Origin of the sequence: Methanococcus voltae PS (assembly GCF_024807035.1) — an archaeon.
GTDB classification, from domain to species: Archaea; AGJL01; Methanococci; order Methanococcales; family Methanococcaceae; genus Methanococcus; species Methanococcus voltae.
In genome coordinates this window covers 16,407-35,996 of the sequence record NZ_JANUCQ010000004.1, presented here as the reverse complement: position 1 = coordinate 35,996, position 19,590 = coordinate 16,407, and the positions used below count along the sequence as shown (strand labels likewise).

At 28.7% G+C, this 19,590-nt stretch carries 12 protein-coding genes; 5 read left to right on the top strand and 7 right to left on the bottom strand.

Annotated features, from left to right (window positions below; genetic code table 11):
* Window positions 1-171 precede the first annotated feature (171 nt).
* A complete protein-coding gene (locus tag M2325_RS07165) occupies window positions 172-2,415 on the top strand; it encodes a transglutaminase-like domain-containing protein (protein ID WP_259052372.1) in 2,244 nt (747 codons plus the stop codon).
* Window positions 2,416-2,497: 82 nt separating this feature from the next.
* Here the strand turns inward: M2325_RS07165 and M2325_RS07160 are convergent, their stop codons facing one another.
* Together M2325_RS07160 and M2325_RS07155 are read right to left on the bottom strand one after the other, a co-directional pair.
* The gene (locus tag M2325_RS07160; RefSeq protein ID WP_259052370.1) at window positions 2,498-3,442 is read right to left on the bottom strand and encodes a nucleoside recognition domain-containing protein; all 945 of its coding nucleotides are present in this window, start codon (window positions 3,440-3,442) and stop codon (window positions 2,498-2,500) included.
* A 106-nt stretch (window positions 3,443-3,548) separates the two neighbouring features.
* Entirely contained in the window at window positions 3,549-4,502 is a 954-nt protein-coding gene (locus M2325_RS07155; protein WP_209590767.1) for a nucleoside recognition domain-containing protein, read from the bottom strand.
* Window positions 4,503-4,717: 215 nt separating this feature from the next.
* Here M2325_RS07155 and M2325_RS07150 point away from each other — a divergent pair, with 215 nt between their 5' ends.
* The gene (locus M2325_RS07150; RefSeq protein ID WP_245314000.1) at window positions 4,718-5,134 is read left to right on the top strand and encodes a 4Fe-4S dicluster domain-containing protein; all 417 of its coding nucleotides are present in this window, start codon (window positions 4,718-4,720) and stop codon (window positions 5,132-5,134) included.
* Between the two features lie 471 nt (window positions 5,135-5,605).
* Window positions 5,606-7,807 carry a methyl-accepting chemotaxis protein gene (locus M2325_RS07145; protein ID WP_209590768.1) on the top strand — a complete coding sequence of 734 codons (2,202 nt, stop codon included), beginning with the start codon at window positions 5,606-5,608 and terminating at the stop codon, window positions 7,805-7,807.
* 172 nt (window positions 7,808-7,979) lie between these two features.
* Here the strand turns inward: M2325_RS07145 and M2325_RS07140 are convergent, their stop codons facing one another.
* From M2325_RS07140 to M2325_RS07130, 3 genes are all read right to left on the bottom strand, one after another.
* Complete coding sequence (locus tag M2325_RS07140) at window positions 7,980-10,775, bottom strand: ATP-dependent helicase (protein ID WP_259052369.1); 2,796 nt, start codon at window positions 10,773-10,775, stop codon at window positions 7,980-7,982.
* A 1,086-nt stretch (window positions 10,776-11,861) separates the two neighbouring features.
* Window positions 11,862-12,560 (bottom strand): uracil phosphoribosyltransferase, encoded by a 699-nt coding sequence (gene upp, locus M2325_RS07135; RefSeq protein ID WP_209590769.1) that lies wholly within the window; start codon window positions 12,558-12,560, stop codon window positions 11,862-11,864.
* A 231-nt stretch (window positions 12,561-12,791) separates the two neighbouring features.
* Window positions 12,792-14,039 carry a uracil-xanthine permease family protein gene (locus M2325_RS07130; protein ID WP_209590770.1) on the bottom strand — a complete coding sequence of 416 codons (1,248 nt, stop codon included), beginning with the start codon at window positions 14,037-14,039 and terminating at the stop codon, window positions 12,792-12,794.
* A 357-nt stretch (window positions 14,040-14,396) separates the two neighbouring features.
* Here M2325_RS07130 and trxR point away from each other — a divergent pair, with 357 nt between their 5' ends.
* Window positions 14,397-15,356 carry a F420-dependent thioredoxin reductase gene (trxR, locus tag M2325_RS07125; RefSeq protein WP_259052367.1) on the top strand — a complete coding sequence of 320 codons (960 nt, stop codon included), beginning with the start codon at window positions 14,397-14,399 and terminating at the stop codon, window positions 15,354-15,356.
* A 113-nt stretch (window positions 15,357-15,469) separates the two neighbouring features.
* Window positions 15,470-16,414, top strand: coding sequence for a metallophosphoesterase (locus M2325_RS07120; protein ID WP_259052365.1), 945 nt, complete (start codon window positions 15,470-15,472; stop codon window positions 16,412-16,414).
* A gap of 34 nt (window positions 16,415-16,448) precedes the next feature.
* Here the strand turns inward: M2325_RS07120 and M2325_RS07115 are convergent, their stop codons facing one another.
* On the bottom strand, window positions 16,449-18,674 hold the full coding sequence (locus tag M2325_RS07115; RefSeq protein WP_259052362.1) for a methyl-accepting chemotaxis protein: 2,226 nt from the start codon (window positions 18,672-18,674) through the stop codon (window positions 16,449-16,451).
* Between the two features lie 643 nt (window positions 18,675-19,317).
* Window positions 19,318-19,551: a 50S ribosomal protein L14e gene (locus tag M2325_RS07110; RefSeq protein WP_209590774.1), complete on the bottom strand. Its 234-nt coding sequence runs from the start codon at window positions 19,549-19,551 to the stop codon at window positions 19,318-19,320.
* Window positions 19,552-19,590 lie beyond the last annotated feature (39 nt).

Genomic DNA, 19,590 nt, shown 5'->3' with positions numbered 1-19,590 from the left:
ATTCTCAATAATATATCTTTATTTAATCCTAATTATCCGTAGTTATATATATTTCAATGTATAGATAATTAATTAAGTGGGGGTGGTATTATTAGACAAGTAAATCAAAGTAATCGACAATATGTACATACTATACCTAATATATCGAAAATACCCAGTGAAAATTTCTTAATGCTTAAAAATAAATTAAAAGAGAAAAAAACCGTAAATAAGTCCAATACACTTAACAATCCAATTAATTTAGATAACTTAAATAATGAAAATAATGAAAATAATTTAGAAAGTATTAATAGGATGTTAAAAGAGGACCCGGATAATATTTGCGTATTGAAAGAAAAAACCAAAATATTGATAAAATTTGAAAATTATGACGAAGCTAGCTCTGTATTAGCTAAAATATCGGAAATGTGTCCAAATGACATTTTGGTAAATATTTATTTTGCAGTTATTGCGTATGCTACTAAAGATTACGGACTTTGTCGTAAAAAAATTCAAAATGTAATGGATATAACCTATTCTGAGGAAAATTTGAAACAAGAATGTAGTTGTAATAATATTAAATGCGAAGAGTGTGATACTTGTATAGGAAAATCAAATCTAAATAATCAAAAAGAATATGACAATTTTGTTGATTTAGATGATTATCTCACTTACTACATTTCAGAGTTTGAGGATAGTTTACCGGAATTTAAAAATTTTTATAAGTGCGAAATTTATTCTCAGAGAATGCAAAATTTATTGGAAACTCACAAATATAGTATGGCACTTCAATATGCAAAAAAACTATTTAAAATTACCAAATCTAATGAATACGCAAAATTAATTGAAGATATATCCGTTAAAAAATTAGAGCAGGAAAATAAAAGTTTTCTTCTTAAAGACGTCGAATACCTACAAAAAGATATTAAATATGGAATTTATTTCAAAGATTACGAGAATGCCTTAAAAAATATTGATAAATTGTTGGGCAATAAGGATTATTTGGTCTATATTGACGTCCCATATTATAAAAAACTAATTGAGAAAATAAATTTTGAGCGAGAGAAAATTAACAATGGTTTAAAGAATAATCTTATTAGAACATATAACAATGAAGAATTAATTTACCAAAATGTGGCCATATTAAGTACAGGCGATGAAAACGATACAGGTAATAAAACGAGTGTTACTAAAACTACGAATAATATTAAAAATAGTAGTAATACAACTAATGATAATATTAATTTGGACAGGGATTATAAAAAACAAAATCAAATTAAAAAAAAGAATAAAAAAACCAGAAATTCTTCAAAAAATCCATCAATTACTGAAAAATACTTTTTTAATATCAAAAATACTCAAAAAGAATATGAAAATACAATTCCAAAAAATAAAATATATAATAAATTTGAACTTTCGAAGTTGCTTAATTTCAATCAAATTTTATTTTTTGGAGTTATATTATTAATTTTAGCCATGGTATCTTTAAATACAATTAATTCTATGGATAACCATATAATACCCACAGATATGGATACATTCAATAATAAGATAGTTAATAGTGAAATAGCACCATATGGAACCTATTTGGATTATAATACAAATGAAAAATACGAAGAATATGACTACATCTACTCATATTTGCAACCTAGGTATGTAAATGAATTAAAAGGTATTGATAAATTGAACGATTTAAAATCTAGTAATGATTTGATAACTGCTACAAATTTACTCAATTATGAACGTAAAAATTTTAAATACACTCCTGCACCTAATTCGGACTACGTGCCAAAAACTCCATTGGAATTCTATAAAGCTCGGGAAGGTAACCATCTGGATTATACGATATTTAATTCTGCTTATTTATCCAGTAATGGTATACCGACTTATATATTGATTGTAACGCAAAAAGATATTAAATACTCTTTCGCAGTTATGGAATTCAATAATACGTATTATACAATGGATACAAACTCTTCACTTACTAATTTTGAAAATCATATTGATAATTTCCAAAAAATTGAATATATTGAAGTTTATCGCGTAATTCTCGAAGAAGAATCTACAAAACTCTTAGAATTAGATGCTGTAGAAGAAATGTTGGCTAATGAATACATGCCTTCAGGTACTGAAAATGTGGCTACATTTGATTTAAACAATGATTTAAGACAAACAAACATTAAAGTTGATGAAAACTTGCCAAATTATGAATATAACGTTACAAAAATGGAATTGGCCAATTATTCAAAAGTTGAATCCAAAAAATATTACTTTGGCGATATATGTCCCGAATTACGATGTAGCTACGTAGCATATATAGAGAATGAAATATTAAATTATCCAAATTCTAAGGCAGTATATGCCGTTTTTGAAAAAAATAGCGACGAAAATAAATACAAATACCCGTATGTCCTTAAAATATACTTAGGGTATTAATTTCTAATTACTTAACTATTTTTTATTTTATTCTTATATTTTATTCTTATATTTTATTCTTATATTTTATTTTATTCAAAATTTAAAATAAAAATAATAAAAACAATATTCCAAACAAATCACCCAAGAATGCAAATATTGAATTTATAATAACTATTTTAGTACCTAATTTAGTTCCAAATATCGAAATATTAAAAGGTAGGGAATATCTAGCATATTTAGTTGAAAAACTTACTACATTTGCGAAAAGCAACCCTATTAAAATTTCTTTACCAGTTAATACGCCATTTTGTAGAAATTCCGATGCAAGCACCAAGGATGCTGAAAAATTGGCCAAGTTAGTAATTACTAATATACCCACACTGGGACTTATGCCCATAATCTGAGTAAATGGTTCCATAACAATGTTATAATTATCTAAATATCCCATTTCAGAAATTACCATAACAATAAACATCGTAATAAACATAACTGGTACAATACGCTTTACAAGTGCGGTTGTTTTTTCAAAAGAAGTTTTAATATTCTTTTTTCTATCGATTTTTTTAAATTTAAAAATATCCGCACGTGGTTTTGAAACTTTTTTTAAATATAATATGCCTACTAAAGTTTTAAATAACGCTATAAACAACCTTATAATTGTATAGTAAATACCTACAATACCTAATAGTGGAACCACTACTGCAACGTAATAGGTTAATATTTCTGATGCGTTTGAGGGAAAAGAATTAGCCAAAGAAGCACCTATGGCTTCTTTTTCATTTATTTTTTTGTCTTTTAAACCGTCTGCTAATAAGCTATAGCCCACCGTAGGGTCGAAAAAACATACGAGCATTGAATATGTAACTATCTCGTTTATATTAAGTTTTTTAGTAAATGGGCTTAAATATTCGCTTATTTTTTTCATTAAACCTGCGTTAATTAAATAATTCATAATAAATACAGTTATTATAATCGTAACAGATATTCCCAACGTATATCGTAAGGAACTGTATGCAGACGAATAAAAAATTTCAAGATATTCCATAAAATACCCCTTGATAATTTTTAATAAATTTAGGATTATAGTTTAAATTATGGATGTTAAGAACTATTTTAGATATTATTTTAGATATTATTTTAATTTTTAAATCTTATTGCCACAATAACAGTCCCGCTATTATTATAATATCTAGGATAAAAGTCACGACAGCATTTATCATTACAACTTTGGTACCTAATTTAGCCCCAAATATTGAAATGTGCATAGGTAACGAATGTTTTGCATATCTAGTTGATAGTGAAAGCACATTTGCAAACATTAAACCTATTAAAACTTCACGGGGGTTTAATATGCCACCAGATAGGAATCCACCCCCCATAATCATTGCAGCTTGTACATTTACAAGGTCGGTCAATATGATAAGCCCAACATTTGAATCAAGATTTAAAACTGATGTAAATGGGTTAATTAACAATTTTAAGTATTCGAATAATCCCAATTTTGAGAAATATATAACAATAAACATTGTAACAAACATTACCGGGAGCATTCTTTTTGAAAATCTAACCGTGCTATTCCACGATTTTTTTAAATTATCTTTTATTTTATTTTTTTCATTTTTTTTCGGATTAAAATCAACTGATTGAGAAACTAAGCTTAAATAAACTAGTCCAATCACTGTTTTAATTAAAGCTACTCCCGAACGTAATACAATGTAAAGAACGCCTGTAAAACCCAATATTGGTATGGCCACAGGTATAAAAAATGTAAATATATGTGAAAAGATAGACGGGAATGAATTAGCAAGTGAAGAACCTATTAATTCTTTTTCTGTTAACTTATTATCTTTTAAACCCTCTGCAAGTATTGAATATCCTACAGTGGGGCTAAAAAAACAAGTTATTATCGAATAAAGTGAAAGTTGATTCATCTTTAAATTTTTGGTTATAGGGTATAAAAAATCACTTAATTTTTTCATAACGCCGGTATTTATTAAATAATTCATTATAAACATTGAAGAAAGAACTACTATTGATATACTAATTGTATACCGTATAGAACTAATTAAGGATTCATATAAATCCAGTATATTAAATTCAAACATTGTAACACCGTTAATTAATTTTTAATTAGTAAGTTATTGGAGTATTTTAGTCACTTTAGGTCAAAAATGCAAACATAAATATAACTTGAATATATATAAATATAACTTTAAGTATCCTACAATAATACTATACATATATCAATAATTTTGGTGATACTATTATCGAGATTAAAAATCGAAATCAAAATAAAGCTCAAAATAACGAAAAAGAACTTTTGAAAAAAATAAAGCAATCAATGATTTTAAACATGGAAATTAAGAAAATTGCAGAAAAATTGGATTTAAATGAATTAAAAGAAGCATATGTCGAAAGCTATAAAAATTTAAGGGCTTACCATATATCAACTTATCAAAATTTTTATGAAGCAATCAAGGAAATTCAATATCCTGAATATGATAATTTAAAGCGGGAAGATATTAATTGGTATCCTCAAATAGATTATAAAAAGTGTATAAATTGCAAAGAGTGTATAAATTTCTGCCCTAAGGGGGTATATACACTTAAAAACGATACGGTTATTGTCGAATATCCATATAGTTGTGTTATAAATTGCACGGGTTGTGTTTCCCATGCTTGTAATTTTGGAGCCATTAGTTTCCCTAAAAAAATTAAAAAAACGATAGATATCTAATAAAATTAAAATAAATAATATATATAGAATAATTAAGATAAATACCCTGGAAATACCATGTAACTCACATTAATTCCCTTAATCATCTTTTTTAAATCCTATTTTATATATTAATCCCTTAAATTCCTTTTATTCTCTAAATACTATCATTATTAATTTTATATCATATTGCCAAATGGCATAAGGCAATATTTTTTTTATATTTAGTCGTAACAATCCTATTTTATTAAATAACTATCAAAATTGGGGTTATTTCAATAATTATTTATAGTTTTACAGACTTATTATTAATGTGACGATTTAACATCAACAATATTTATAAAATCAAATATACTTATCAAAATTAGGGTTTAATATACAAGGGCATTAATTCGACAATTTAATTATTTTGAAATTGAATTATTTTGAATTAACAATTTTTAAAATTAAAGCATGGCTATTCGATATATATGGCTAAATTAGGAGATAATTATGAAAATCCCAAAGTTAAAAAAAATGAATATGAAGCTATTTATTGTGATTTTGGCAGCATCTTTAATCCCCCTTGCTACCTTGGGCATAATCACCAATCAAGTAGTTTCCGAAAAATTAGATCACAATATGATATATGACGTTAATCAAGATGTTTTGGCTATTCAAAATATGTTCGATGAGCATTTAACAAACATAAGGTCTGCAATTACCCCCATAAATTCAGGACCTTTAGTAAAAGCCATTGAAGAAAAAGATTATAATGAATTATATGCTAAATCAAAGGACTATAAATCTAAATTAGATTATATTGATTATGTGGCATTTTGTGACGTCGATATGAATGTATTGTCTTCTTCACAAGGTAAAACTGAAGATATGAATTTAAAGGAACTATTGAGTACTACTATAAGTTCCAACAAATATGCGTCATACGAAAAAATGAGCATATCCACAGCGAACAAAATTGACCCTGATTCTATAGTTTCAGGTGTTGATGGAGTTCTTTGCTCAGTTTCTGCAGTACCATTAAGTGATAATGGTAAAGTTGTAGGATACATCGTAGGTATTGACATGTTAAATAAAGATAGATACATGTTAGATAAAATTCAACAAAATACTCATGAGTTACCGGAACTTATATTGGGTGACAAATGGGTTGCGTTAGGTAAAGACAGTACTCAATCACTAATTGGTAAAACTGTAGGTCCTGAAGCTTATGAAAAAATGATAAATGGAGATACAAGCTCATATAAGGAAGATGTGGCAGGTATTACGTTCTATGATTCATTAATTCCAATTAGAAATGCTAGGGGTCAAATTATCGGTGCATGTTATACAGGAATGCCTGCAGATACGATGGCTAGTATATTATCTGATATACAATTCACAATGCTTGTAGTTTGTATGTTGAGCATAGTTTTAGTACTAATTATCGCTTTACTAACAAATAGATTCATTGTTAAACCATTGATTTCATTACTGGATACTGTGCATGAATTTGCAGGCGGTAATCCAGAAGCTAGGTCAACAGTATCAACAGGTGATGAATTACAAGAATTGGGTGATTCATTTAACGAAATGGCTGTTAAAGTAGTAGAATTGAATAGGACTTTAGACCTAGATAAAGTTAAATTGGCTGAATTACTAGACGAAGTTAGCAGTGTAATGCATAGAGTCGCAGAAGGTGACTTAACCGCTAGAATGAAAAATTCAGATGACGAAAATAGTTTAGAATATGCTATAAACTCCGGAGTAATTAGCACCGGTGATTTAATTTCTGAACTTAAAGAGCAACTTAGTATCTTAGATAATGAAGTACATAACATTAGAAAAGAGCTTGAAGATGCGAAAGAAACATCAGAACAAGTTAGCGAAGCAGCTTCACAGGTAGCAACCGCTTCATCAGACCAATCAATTAAATTACAAGACGCTACTGACCAGTTAGAGATAACCAATCGGTTAACAAAAGACTTATACACTAATGCGGAAGATACTGTACAGTTGAACAACGAAATCGAAGACAATTCACAAATCGGTGTTCAAAAGGTAGAAAACGCAGTTGTAACTATGCAAAAGATTACAAACGTAATCGATAACCTAGGTAAATCAATCGAAGAGCTTGGCGAAGAAAATAAGAAAATTAACGAAGTAACTACATTAATTAAAGATATTGCAGACCAGACTGGTTTATTAGCACTTAATGCTAGTATTGAGGCAGCTCGTGCAGGAGAAGCAGGAAAAGGCTTTGCAGTTGTAGCAAGCGAAATTAAATCCTTAGCTGAAGAAATTAAGAAATCTGTAGAAGATATTGATGTAACAATTGACGGAATGAATAGTAAAGTAACAACGACAATTAAATTAGGAACTACAGGACGCGAAGAAGTAGATAAAGGAGTTATAGCAATAGATGAAGTTAATGACGCGTTCATGAAAATTAAAGAAAGCGTTAACAAAGCAACGATTGCTATTAATACTATAAAAGAAGATTCTAAAAAAGCAAGTACCAGTACGGATGATGCACTTAGAAATGCACAAGATATCGCATCTATTTCAGAAGAATTCACAGCTACTGCTGAAGAAGTAACAGCTTCTACAGAAGAGCTGGATAGAGTTATTTCAGAAATCGAAGCTATCTCAAAACAAGTTGTACAAGTTGCTGAAAGAGTTGAGCAATCTGCAGGAAGATTTAAGATTGAATAAATAAAATTATTTATCTTAAATTATTATTTTTAAATAGTATTATATTACAATAAATAACAATGTTATTTTTAATTTTTTAAAAGATATTAAAAAGAGTAAAGATTTTTAGTTTATTTTAGTTTATTTTGTTAAGCAATAATGTATTAAATTTAATCAACTTTAATTTGTCACATTATTTGCCCTTTTTTGAAATTTTATACATTACTTGAGCGTGGAATAATTTTAATAAGTTATTTTTATCCTCTGCAAGTACGGCATCACTCGCTGTAAGTGTAGCAAGCCCAAAACTCATAGGAGTTGGCACTGATACTTCAATATGTTCTAATTTAATATGTCCAGATTGTATCTTGCCCAAAATTTCTTGCAAATGCTCAACTTCCAAACTATCTTCGATAATTTCACGGTAAGTCTCTTCTAGAGGTGCAAATCTGTCTAACTTTTTAGCGTAATGTATCAACAAATCAGCACTGACTTGCTGTCTTTTAGCGGATTTTTTACGTCCAGCGTAGTTTCTAAGTATCATTAAGCTTCTTGTAGCGTTTATTCTAAAAATTCTCTTCATAAGATTTGTATTTTCAAGAGCAAGCTTTAAAATGTCGTATACGTTATTTGGAGTTAGCTCTTTGATAATTTGAACTATTTCAATACGTTTTTTCTTAGGTATTTCCAATGAAAAACCAGTATCTGAAACGCTAACTAGCACACCAACGCCGAAATGCTCACTAATTTTATAAGCTATGGCTCTACTGAATCCATCGTTGAATTTTCTTCCATAATTACTGTGAATGTAAAGATACTTATTTTCAGTTTTTCCTTTTTTATCTTTCTTGTAACCGTCGTATCCTTCGCCGTTATACTCTTCTATAACAAGCTTATTTGGTAAGCTAATACTATCATTACCTTTATATTGAATTTGTTGACCAAATAATCCATATAGGCTCTCTACACTGTTATTGTCAATAGGTAATTCAGAAAGCCATTCTTTCAATATACCGTTGCCATATTTCTCTATTGCAGTCTTTTTAAACTCTAAAACGTTTTTACCTAAATCATAGCTAAGTGGAAGTCTTTCAGAGTACCAGTTAGGAATATTTGGTTTTTCAGACGTTTTATCAACGTATACTTTACTACCTCTACGATATACAAACTTCAAATGTTCCCCACCTAAGGCGAAAACGTCACCTTTTTCAAGTCTATCAAGGTATTGTTCGTCTAATTTACCAATCCAATCTTTATTGGCTCTCACATAAACATCACAGCTAAAATCATCTGGAATAGTACCAATATTCATGTAATATATCATTCTTGCAGTTTTACCAGATTTTCCAATTTTTTTGGTTTCTTCATCATACCAAATTTTAGAATATATGTTTCTATCCTCCATTCCTGCATAACTAGCAGTCATGTAGTTTAAAACTATTTTAAAGTCTTCTTCGGTCATCATATGGTAGTTATAACTTCTCTGTACAATATTTTTAACTTGTTCTAATTCAATTATCCCATTAATGGCAATTCCATATATTTGCTGAACAAGTACATCTAAAGGCTTCTTAGGTATCTGAACCTTATCTATAAATCCTTCTCTTGCTTTTTTCAGCATGACAGTACATTCTACAAGTTCATCCCTATCTAAAGCTATCAATCTACCTTTAGCAATCCTCTCAATACCGTGACCTGCCCTACCAATACGTTGAAGTAGTACTTTAACACTTTTTGGGCTACCTATCTGAATAACCAAGTCCACGTATGGCATATCAATACCAAGTTCGAGACTACTACTCGTGGTTACTACTTTTAATTCGCCTTTTTTAAGCTTAGATTCTATTTCTAACCTTTTATCCCTGGATAAACTACCGTGGTGACTGCCACTATTTTCTTCGGTATATTCCGGGAATTTCCTACGTAAATTGTATAATATACGTTCTGCTCCGCCCCTAGTATTTGTAAATATAAGTGTATTTTCATGTTCTTGTATTAATTTATGTAATTCACCATATAATTTCTTTGAAATTTCCTCTGGCGTGCTCATAATTAAATCTGGGACTGGACAAATTAATTCCATATCGTAACTACGTACAAATCTTGTATCTACAATTTCAACAGGTCTAGGGGTTTCTGTATCATAATAACCTCCCAAATAATTTGCAACTTCGTCAAGTGGCTCAACTGTAGCACTACAACCAATTCTTACGAATTCGTTATTTGTAAGTTCTCTTAGTCTTTCAAGACTTAAACTAAGGTGTACCCCTCTTTTATTGTCTGCAAGGGAGTGTATTTCGTCAATAACAACCCATCTAACAGTCCTTAATTTTTCTTTAAACTTAGGTGAGTTTAAAATAATTGCTAAACTTTCTGGAGTTGTATTTAAAATATGGGGTGTTTGCTTTAACATTTTACTTTTTTGGTAACTTGTAGTATCCCCATGCCTTATAGCGTGCCTTATATCCCCAATATCTTCTTTTCCGTATTTTTCCTTTAATATTTCTTTAATTTCTACCAGTGGCTCTTCAAGGTTTACGTGAATATCATTTGCCAAACTCTTCAAAGGACTTATATATATACAATATACGCTATTTTCGAGTCCTTCTTCTTTTTCAATTCTGAAAAGCTCGTTTATGATACTCATAAAACTACTTAGGGTCTTACCACTACCCGTAGGGCTACAAATAAGGGTATTTCTCCCATAATGAATACGAGGAATTGCTTGACGTTGAGGGGGCGTGAAATAACCTTCGTTAAATTCTTTGTATTTTTCGAATTTTTGCACCCACCAATCTTTAACCCCATCTTGGAATAAATCGAGTATTTTTTCGTCAGAATCTATATCAAAAGCATATTTTCCAGTGCTGTAGGATATACTTTTTGAAACTAAATTTTGTTCCTTTTTATCGCTTATTTCTTCCCTTATTTCTTGCTCCAAGGTTTTTGAATTTGTATTTTGGTCGTTTGTTTTTGAGATGATATTCATAATTGTCCTCCATTAAATTTTAAAATTAATTATGTGGCGATATATATCTAAAAATGAGTATATTACTAAGATATATTAAATTTTTAGCGTTAATAGTATACATACCTCGTATTAACGATTAGTACATACCCTCAATTTCACCAATTTTGCTTTTATTTTTATTTTTAATTTTATATTAATATGATAGTTATATGGTACTATACATATAATTAGTATCATATAAATAGTTTTTCGATAAATTTAGTTCGAATATCGTCGTCATATAAAAAGAAAGTGGAATTAGTAAAAAAGCACTGGATTAAAAAATTAAAAAATTAAAAAATAGATGATTGAATAAATGTGATTGAATAGTATTTCATGTTATTTATATTACATTAAATAATAGAATATAGAATATAGAATATAGAATAATAGAATAATACTATATTATTAAGTAAACTATCGGCATTATCCTAAATTTTGAGGATAAATTATTAATTAAACTCTTGTATCTTTAAATTATAATTAAATGTAATATATTAGATTATACAATTATAAAAGTCATATATTTTAATACTTAAATGATTAACGCGAGACTGACGTTTGAAAACCATAAAGTCCATATATATTTATCATAGTGTACTATCGCACGTATATTATATTTAAAATTATATTGTATATGTCATATATTGTTATACCTATATTATTTAGCTATTTTAGAGTTCTATACTTCTTAAGTTAAACTGTTTAGACTTTATTACCCGCATATGGGTTATAAAATCCTATTATGTATATATTATAATTTCTATATATAGATTCGGGTTAATAGACTGTAGTTAAATAAACTGATATATTAAAATAATCTTTTAACCAAATAAATGTCAAATTATTCTTAAAAAAAGTTTAAAAACAAAAATAATGGTTTTTAGCAAAATTAAACGATTTTAATATAAAATTCAAAAGGTAATAATTAATTAATACAATAAATAAAAAATGTTGTCATATAATATAAATTATTCTTAAAAAAAGTAAAATAGGATAAATTTAGCATGCAAAATTTAGCAGTGCCATATTTACATTATAATGTATCTAATATTTTATTTTTAATTATTCAAGATTGTGCATTTGTGGTAATAAGGAAACTTTTACCGGTTCTCCAAATGCTCTGTCTCCTGCATCTCCAAGACCTGGTAATATATAACCTTTTTTGTTTAATTCCCTGTCCATTTTGGTAACGTATATTTCTGTTTCAGGGAATTCTTTTTTAATTGCGTCGATACCTTCAGGGGCACCAATTACACCAACAACGACAACTCTTTTTGGCATACCACAGCTTTTTAGTTCTCTCATAACACTGATTAAAGTTGAACCTGTAGCAATCATAGGGTCGCAGATAATCAAAGTATCTTCTTCTTTTAATTTAGGTACTTTTATATAGTCCATTTTAATGTCAAAGTCTGGAGCTGGTCCTCTTGAAGCTGAAACAATACCTACTCTTGCGGATTCCAATGTTTTAATTAAACCTTCCATTAATGGAATAGCAACTCTTAAAACTGTAATGATTAATACGTTTTTCCTGTCTTTTCCTTTTAAACCAATTGTAGCTTCAAGGGGTGTTTCGATTTCTACTTCTTCGAAATCCATTGTTTTTGTTAATTCGTAGCCCATGTACCTACCAAGTCTTACAAGACCTTTTCTAAATGCAATGTTGTCGGTATCTTGCTCTCTTAAATCTGAAAGTGTTTCAATTAAAAAAGGTGAGTCTTCAAATGAGTATACTCCTTCCCATCTTGTATCTTTTTTCATGATATCGCCTCGTTAATTTTTGACATGTTAAAATAATATTTCAAATTTGACTTTAAATATTAAATTCTAATACTAATTCTAATAGTAATTCTAAATATTAAAAGCATTATATTTGTAATTATATTTTTATTTGGAATATATACTATTTTAATGTTTTGATGACATATACTTAAATTTATCAATTAACATTCGATAATAATCCTTATTTTAAAAATTAATGGATAAAAAATATTAATTTTTAATTTTAAACAATTGGTCAAGTACTATAGCAGTTATTGCACCCATTGCCATTCCTGATTCCAATATACTTGCTATTATTTTAGGGAAGTGTGCTAAAAACTCCGCTGGTAATTGAGGAGAGCCTAAACCAACGATTAAAGCACTCGCAAGAACCAAAGTATTTTTATCGTTTAATTCTACCTTATCTTTGATTAATTTAAGACCTGTTAAACCAATCATACCATATAAAGCAATTGTAAGACCACCTAAAACTGGTCCTGGTATAGATGCCAATATACCGGTGAATTTAGGAATTAATGAGAATAACATCAAGATTATCGCACCAATTTGCACAACCTGAACGCTTGAAACTTTTGTAAGTGCCACAAGTCCTATGTTTTCAGAATAACTTGTTGTACCACAACCACCGAGTAAACCTGCAATTGTACAAGATAAACCTTCTGAGGTAATACCTTTGTTTATTTTCTTGTTATCGATAGGTTCTTCAGATATTGTTGATATGGCGTGATAATCCCCTACGCTCTCAATAATACTTACGAGGAATGCAAATAATATGATGATTATCGCATCAGCGTTAAATACTGGCATACCCCATGGCATAAGTTGTGGTAGGCTGAAAAATGGTAAACTTGCAACCAATGTGAAATCTACAAGTCCTAAAGCGATACTTGCAAGGTAACCAACAGTTGCCCCAATAACAACAGGCATAGTTTTTAAGGTTCCTTTTGACTTTAATGTGATTATAACAGTTGTAAAAAAGGTTAACAATGCAACAAAAGCAGCGTATGGTATGGAAGCACCAGTAGGGTCTCCAAAAAAGTTGAACGTGTATTTCATAGCTGTACTAGCCAAACTAAAACCAACCAACATGATGGTAACGCCAGTAACAACAGGAGTAAATAATTTTTTTAATTTTCCGATTAAACCAAAAGCACCAGTTATCGCTTCGAGGATACCTCCAACGATTAAAGCACCTTCAACAGCTGCCAATCCAACGCTACTGCCAATATAGATTAAAGCAGGAATAAAAGCAAAACTTGAACCTTGAACAATAGGAAACTTTGAACCAATTGTAGTTTGTAATATAGTAGCGATACCCATCGTTAAAAGAACGGCCTGAATTAATACCGCTATTTGTTCGAGTGGTAACCCAATAGCACTACCTACTACCAAGGGTACTGTAACAGTAGCTCCAAACATCGCTAAAACGTGCTGGAAACCCAATGCAATTTTTTTCATATTTTCCCTCCAATATATACGTGTTAAACAATTATGTAATAATATACGATAGGACTTTAAATTATCTATCCTCAATAGTGTACTGTTTTTTCCTATATATAATTTATTAGTAAACGTATATAAAATTATGATTATTTTAAAAATTAAAATTCCGAAGTAAAATTCATAAAATAATCTATAAAAATGTAGAACGATAAATAATAAATTGAGAATTAAATATTAAGAATTACTATATAAATGAATATCAAAAAGTAAGTATGAACTAAATCATAAGTAAATAATAACTTAAAAAATATTAAAAATAATATTAAAAATAATATTAAAAGATATTAAAAATAATATTAAAAAAGGGATATTATGGAAATTGAAAATCTTAAAGACATGGTAATTATCGGCGGAGGTCCTGCGGGACTCGTAGCAGGTATATATGCAATGCGTGGCGGAGTTAATGCAATATGTATTGAGAAAGAAAATGCGGGCGGTAAAATAGCTGAAGCAGGCATAGTTGAAAATTACCTGGGTTACTCTCAAATAAAAGGCTTTGAGCTAGCCAATAATTTTGCAGAGCACGCAAACAGCTTAAATCTACCGATTGTCCATGAAGAGGTGATTAGCGTAGTACCTAACGCAGTTACCATGCACGATGAAAATGGAAATAATAAGGTATCATACCATAAAGTAGTAACCAATAATGAAGATTATGTAGCAAAAACTGTTATAATTGCTTCAGGTAGCAAATACAAGTCTTTAGGTATAAATGAAGATGATTACGTGGGTAAAGGTGTTGGTTACTGTGTTATGTGCGATGCTTTCTTCTTTAAAGACAGGCATGTTTTGGTAATTGGCAGGAATACGCCTGCAGCTATGGCAGCGTATAATTTAAAAGATATTGCCAAAAAGATTACGATAGTAACGGATAAATCAGAAATAAAAGTCGTAGAAAAAATTATTATGGACAGACTTGAAAAAATTGAGAATTTAGAGATAATATACAACGCAAAACCTTTGGAATTTAAAGGGGATGTTAAATTTGAAGGTATAGAAGTTGAAATGCTCGATGATAATCAAAAACAAATTATAAATGGAGATGGGGCATTTATAATGCTTGGTTACACGCCAAACAGTGAATTTTTAAACGATAGCGATATAGAGCTAAAAAAAGGATTTGTGGTAACGAATAAAAACTGTGAAACAAACGTAGCTGGAATATATGCTTGTGGAGATATAACGGGAGGAGTTTTGCAAGTTTCTAAAGCAGTAGGTGAAGGAGTTTACGCCTTTTCAAGTGCTTCAAAATACTTACAAAAATTTGAATAATTTTATAAATTATTAATACATTAAATGATACTTTAAATAAATTTATTATACCTTAAAATAAATTTTTACCCAATTCTAATTTTACTAATAGCAATTATAAGAGATTTGATAAAATGCAGGAAATAGCCAATTTTTACAGAGATTTAGATTTAAATTTTGATAGGAACGCTTTGATAGATTCTAGAAATAAAACTGTGGCAGTTTCTGATTTGCACATCGGATTAGAAGAACAATTTAAAAGAAAGGGTGTATTATTTCCATTGCATGAAAAAACCGTTATAATTAATAGAATTGTTTATTTATTGGATAAATATCAACCTAAAAAATTTATAATGGTTGGAGATATTTTACATCATTTTAATAAAATACCTTATAAGACTTACGATGTAATGTATGAAATATTGAAATTAATCCATAATGAATATAAAGATACAAAATTAATATTGGTTAGGGGAAATCACGATATAATGATTGATTATGTACTTAATGAATGTTTAAATCGGTTTAATGACGAAATAAATGAGAAAAATGCAGAATTGAAGAAAAAAATCAAAGATAAAGGCGACGGGATTTACCAAAAATATCCGAAGCTTGAAGATAATGATTTGTATGAAATATATGAATATTACAAAGTAGATGGCTTACTTTATTACCATGGTCATAAAATACTAAACCAAGAAAATTTAAATTTCAAGTCAGACATAAATTTAATGATTATGGGACACGAACATCCAGTTTTAGAATTAAATAATCATAGATTCCCTAGTTATTTACATATTGCAGATTATAATAAATTTTTTGAAAATAATAAATATAATAAAGATAATAAAGATAATAAAGATAATAAAAATCATAATTTAAAAAATATTTTAGTATTGCCTTCATTTTCAAATATACCTTCAGGAGTAAAAATAAATGAATTATTTGGCAATTTTTTATCGCCATATTTAAAAGAACTTAAATCTGAAAGTTTTAAAGAGAAAATTTATCCAATAATAAAAGAAAAAGAAATTATGTATTTCCCCAATTTAAAGGAAATTGAGGATTATTTACAGTAATTTTATAATTTATTAAATATACTACTATTTTTAATTATGCTTTAAATTCATTAGTTTTTTTAGAAACATTACCTGAAATTTTCGTTAATTCTTTGGATGCGTTTCTTATTTCTTCAATAATACTATTTAACTCTTCTGTAGAAGCTGTTACTTCTTCAGCGGTAGCTGCAAATTCTTCTGCAATAGCCGCAACTTCTTGTGAATTCTTTAAAGCTAAATTTACATTAGTGGCAGCATTCTGTGACCCTTTATAGATATTATCCATTCTTGAACCTGAATTAGCTACACCATTTTGTATACCTTCAAAGGCTGAATTAACTTCAGCAATTGCTAAAACTCCTTTTTTAACTTGTGATTTTCCAGTATTTCCAAGTTCAATTGTTTCATCGATTTTACAATTAATACCTTTGATGGTTTTATTAATATCTTCCACAGACTTTTTAATTTCTTCGGCAAGGTCTTTAATTTCACTTGCTACAACTGCAAAGCCTTTTCCTGCTTCCCCTGCACGAGCTGCTTCGATACTTGCATTAAGTGCTAATAAACCGGTCTGGTCTGCAACATCTTTGATTAACGTAGTTACTTCGTTAATTTTCTTACTTTCAGTTCCTAGCTCGCCAATAGATTTACTAAGGTTATCAATAACATTAGCAATATTATTCATAGTTCCGGTAGCATTTTCAACTTTATGCGTCCCTTCATTTGAATTTCCTTTTATTGACCCAGCAATTTTAACCATATTCTCTATTGTATCATTGACTAATTTAGTGCCTTCAAAAGTTTCCATGAGTTGATTAGTAGAATTTTGTAATTTCACAGATTGGTCAGATGCTGCATTAGCTACTTGTGAGGCTGCATCAGTTAATTGTTCAGCACTTTCCTCAGCATTTGTCAATTGACTTTCGATTGATTCTATTTCACTATCTAATACTTCAATATCTTTTCTTAAGTCTTTGATTAGTTCGCCAATATTTTCTATTGCTAAGTTAATTGACTTTTGCAAGCCATTAATGTCTTTGCTTTCGTCAGCATGAACTGTAAAATCGCCCTCTGAAAGTTTTTTCATAACTTTTGAAACGTCCATTATTGTTTCTGCCAATTTTTCTTTATCCGCTTCCATTAATTTTCCCATAGATTGAATATTCTCAGCCATAAGGTTGAATGAATTGCTTAAATCTTCTAATTCGTCACCTGTTTTAATATTGGCACGGGCTGAAAAGTTTCCTGCTCCAAATTTTTCAGCAACGTCTTTTAACGTATTTAATGGTTTTGTAATAAGTCTACCGGCATATAATGACATAATTAACGCTAATAATAAAGTTATAGCTATAACGGTTATAATTTGACTTCTAGTTTCATCCAAAACAGACAATATTTCTTCAGTATGTGCCCCAATTCCTAAAGTACCTACTAAATTACCATCTATGTCTCTTAAAGCTTTATATCCACAATAATAGTAGTTACCATCAATTACTAAATTTTCATAGTATCTATCTTGTGTTTTTAATGAATTATAAGCTTCAGAATTAATTTTTTTACCAATCAAATCTTTATTATCTGCAGTAGTGGATACTCTTGAGTCATATAACGTTAAAGTTGCACTACTTCCTGTTTCTTCCTGAAGTTCTGAAAGATAGGTTGCATCGTTGTTTAAAACATCCATAATTACAAAATAGCCTATTATTTTTCCGTTTTTGTCAGTCGTACTTAAAGCTTCCATATTATAATATATTGGTGCAACTGAAACTATGGCTAAAGCATCATTCGTATTTCGTACCTTATAATTGCTTATTTTTTCAGCAATATTTCCAGGTACTGCCTCAAATGCTGTAGTTTTAGGGGACTTGGAAAATTTAGATATTATATTGTTAATTTTAAAATCGTTATCATGTGCCGTAGATGCCATTATGGTTCCATTTTCATCTGTAATGGCCATTAACTCTACATCTTGCATGCTATTAGTAAATTTAATTCTAGATTTAAGGCTAGATATATTTTGTGTCATTATTTCCTTTTTTAATCCTTTGGTACTTGATGTATATTCTGAAAATTTATCATAGGATTTCATTTTATCATCTAGAGATAAACTCCCGGAATTCAAAGACAATTCTGCAGATTTATCTAGGCTCTTAGAGGCCAAATTATCTAGTCCATTTATAGAAAAGGTACTCAATATTACCATTGGTATTAGGATAGATATCATAGACATAATTAGCATTTTATGACTTAATTTTTTCACTATACTGTTTATTTTTTTCATTATCGCCCTCAATATTGTTAGATTTTTAATGCGGGGTTTTCTGTAATTTTTACAATATTTTACAATATTTTACAATATTTTATTATATTGTCATAGTTATTTTTAAGGAGTTTTTGAATTAAATATCTCCAAAATTCAATAGTTGACCTTTTAAATATTTTTATACATATATTATATTTCTTAATGTGATAATTTATAGGATATATTAATCGAATATTACTTATATTTTAGATATTATACCCCACAAGGGGAACAAAACTAGTTATTAGCATTTTAATATAATTATATTATTATTGAAACTAAATAGTTAATTTTATATATTGGGGATTTAAACGTTTAATAATTTAAACTATATTATATAATTAATTAGAATATTATTAATATAGTAAAGTTTTAACATACTAGTAATATTTGTTGAGAATTTAATTGAAAAATAGAGATTTTTAATCGTTAATATATAAATACATAAAATAAAATAACCTGGATTAAAATTAAAATTCAAACTTAAAATAATCAAAATAATATTCAAAATAATCAAAATATGTAGCTAAAAGTATTAATTCAAAATATTATTAAATTAATACTTAACTACTTAAATTAATTTAAATAAACTAATTTAAATTAATTTAGTGAAGATATGTAATTATAATAAACCTGCAGCATCTAAAGCTAATTTAACTTCTTCTGTTGATGCTCCTTTTTCTAACTCAACGGTTTTTTCGGTAGGTTCAACGTGTTTTAAGTTGCATCTTCTTCTTTTAACGTTTCCGTCAATTACTGCAAAGTTTGCATCTAATACTTCCACGATAACACATGTGTTACCTGCTTCTCTACCTAATGTTTTAATACAAATTCTACCTACTTCTATAGCTGACATAAGTATTACCTCGCCTTATTTTTTGTTAATGTGAACGTC

Bases quoted from the DNA above. Each gene is read 5' to 3' on its own strand.
- M2325_RS07130 (WP_209590770.1), bottom strand. From the start codon at position 14,039: ATGAAAAAAATTGCATTGGGTTTCCAGCACGTTTTAGCGATGTTTGGA.
- trxR (WP_259052367.1), top strand. From the start codon at position 14,397: ATGGAAATTGAAAATCTTAAAGACATGGTAATTATCGGCGGAGGTCCT.
- M2325_RS07165 (WP_259052372.1), top strand. From the start codon at position 172: ATGCTTAAAAATAAATTAAAAGAGAAAAAAACCGTAAATAAGTCCAAT.
- M2325_RS07115 (WP_259052362.1), bottom strand. From the start codon at position 18,674: ATGAAAAAAATAAACAGTATAGTGAAAAAATTAAGTCATAAAATGCTA.
- M2325_RS07120 (WP_259052365.1), top strand. From the start codon at position 15,470: ATGCAGGAAATAGCCAATTTTTACAGAGATTTAGATTTAAATTTTGAT.
- M2325_RS07160 (WP_259052370.1), bottom strand. From the start codon at position 3,442: ATGGAATATCTTGAAATTTTTTATTCGTCTGCATACAGTTCCTTACGA.
- M2325_RS07145 (WP_209590768.1), top strand. From the start codon at position 5,606: ATGAAAATCCCAAAGTTAAAAAAAATGAATATGAAGCTATTTATTGTG.
- upp (WP_209590769.1), bottom strand. From the start codon at position 12,560: ATGAAAAAAGATACAAGATGGGAAGGAGTATACTCATTTGAAGACTCA.
- M2325_RS07110 (WP_209590774.1), bottom strand. From the start codon at position 19,551: ATGTCAGCTATAGAAGTAGGTAGAATTTGTATTAAAACATTAGGTAGA.
- M2325_RS07140 (WP_259052369.1), bottom strand. From the start codon at position 10,775: ATGAATATCATCTCAAAAACAAACGACCAAAATACAAATTCAAAAACC.
- M2325_RS07155 (WP_209590767.1), bottom strand. From the start codon at position 4,502: ATGTTTGAATTTAATATACTGGATTTATATGAATCCTTAATTAGTTCT.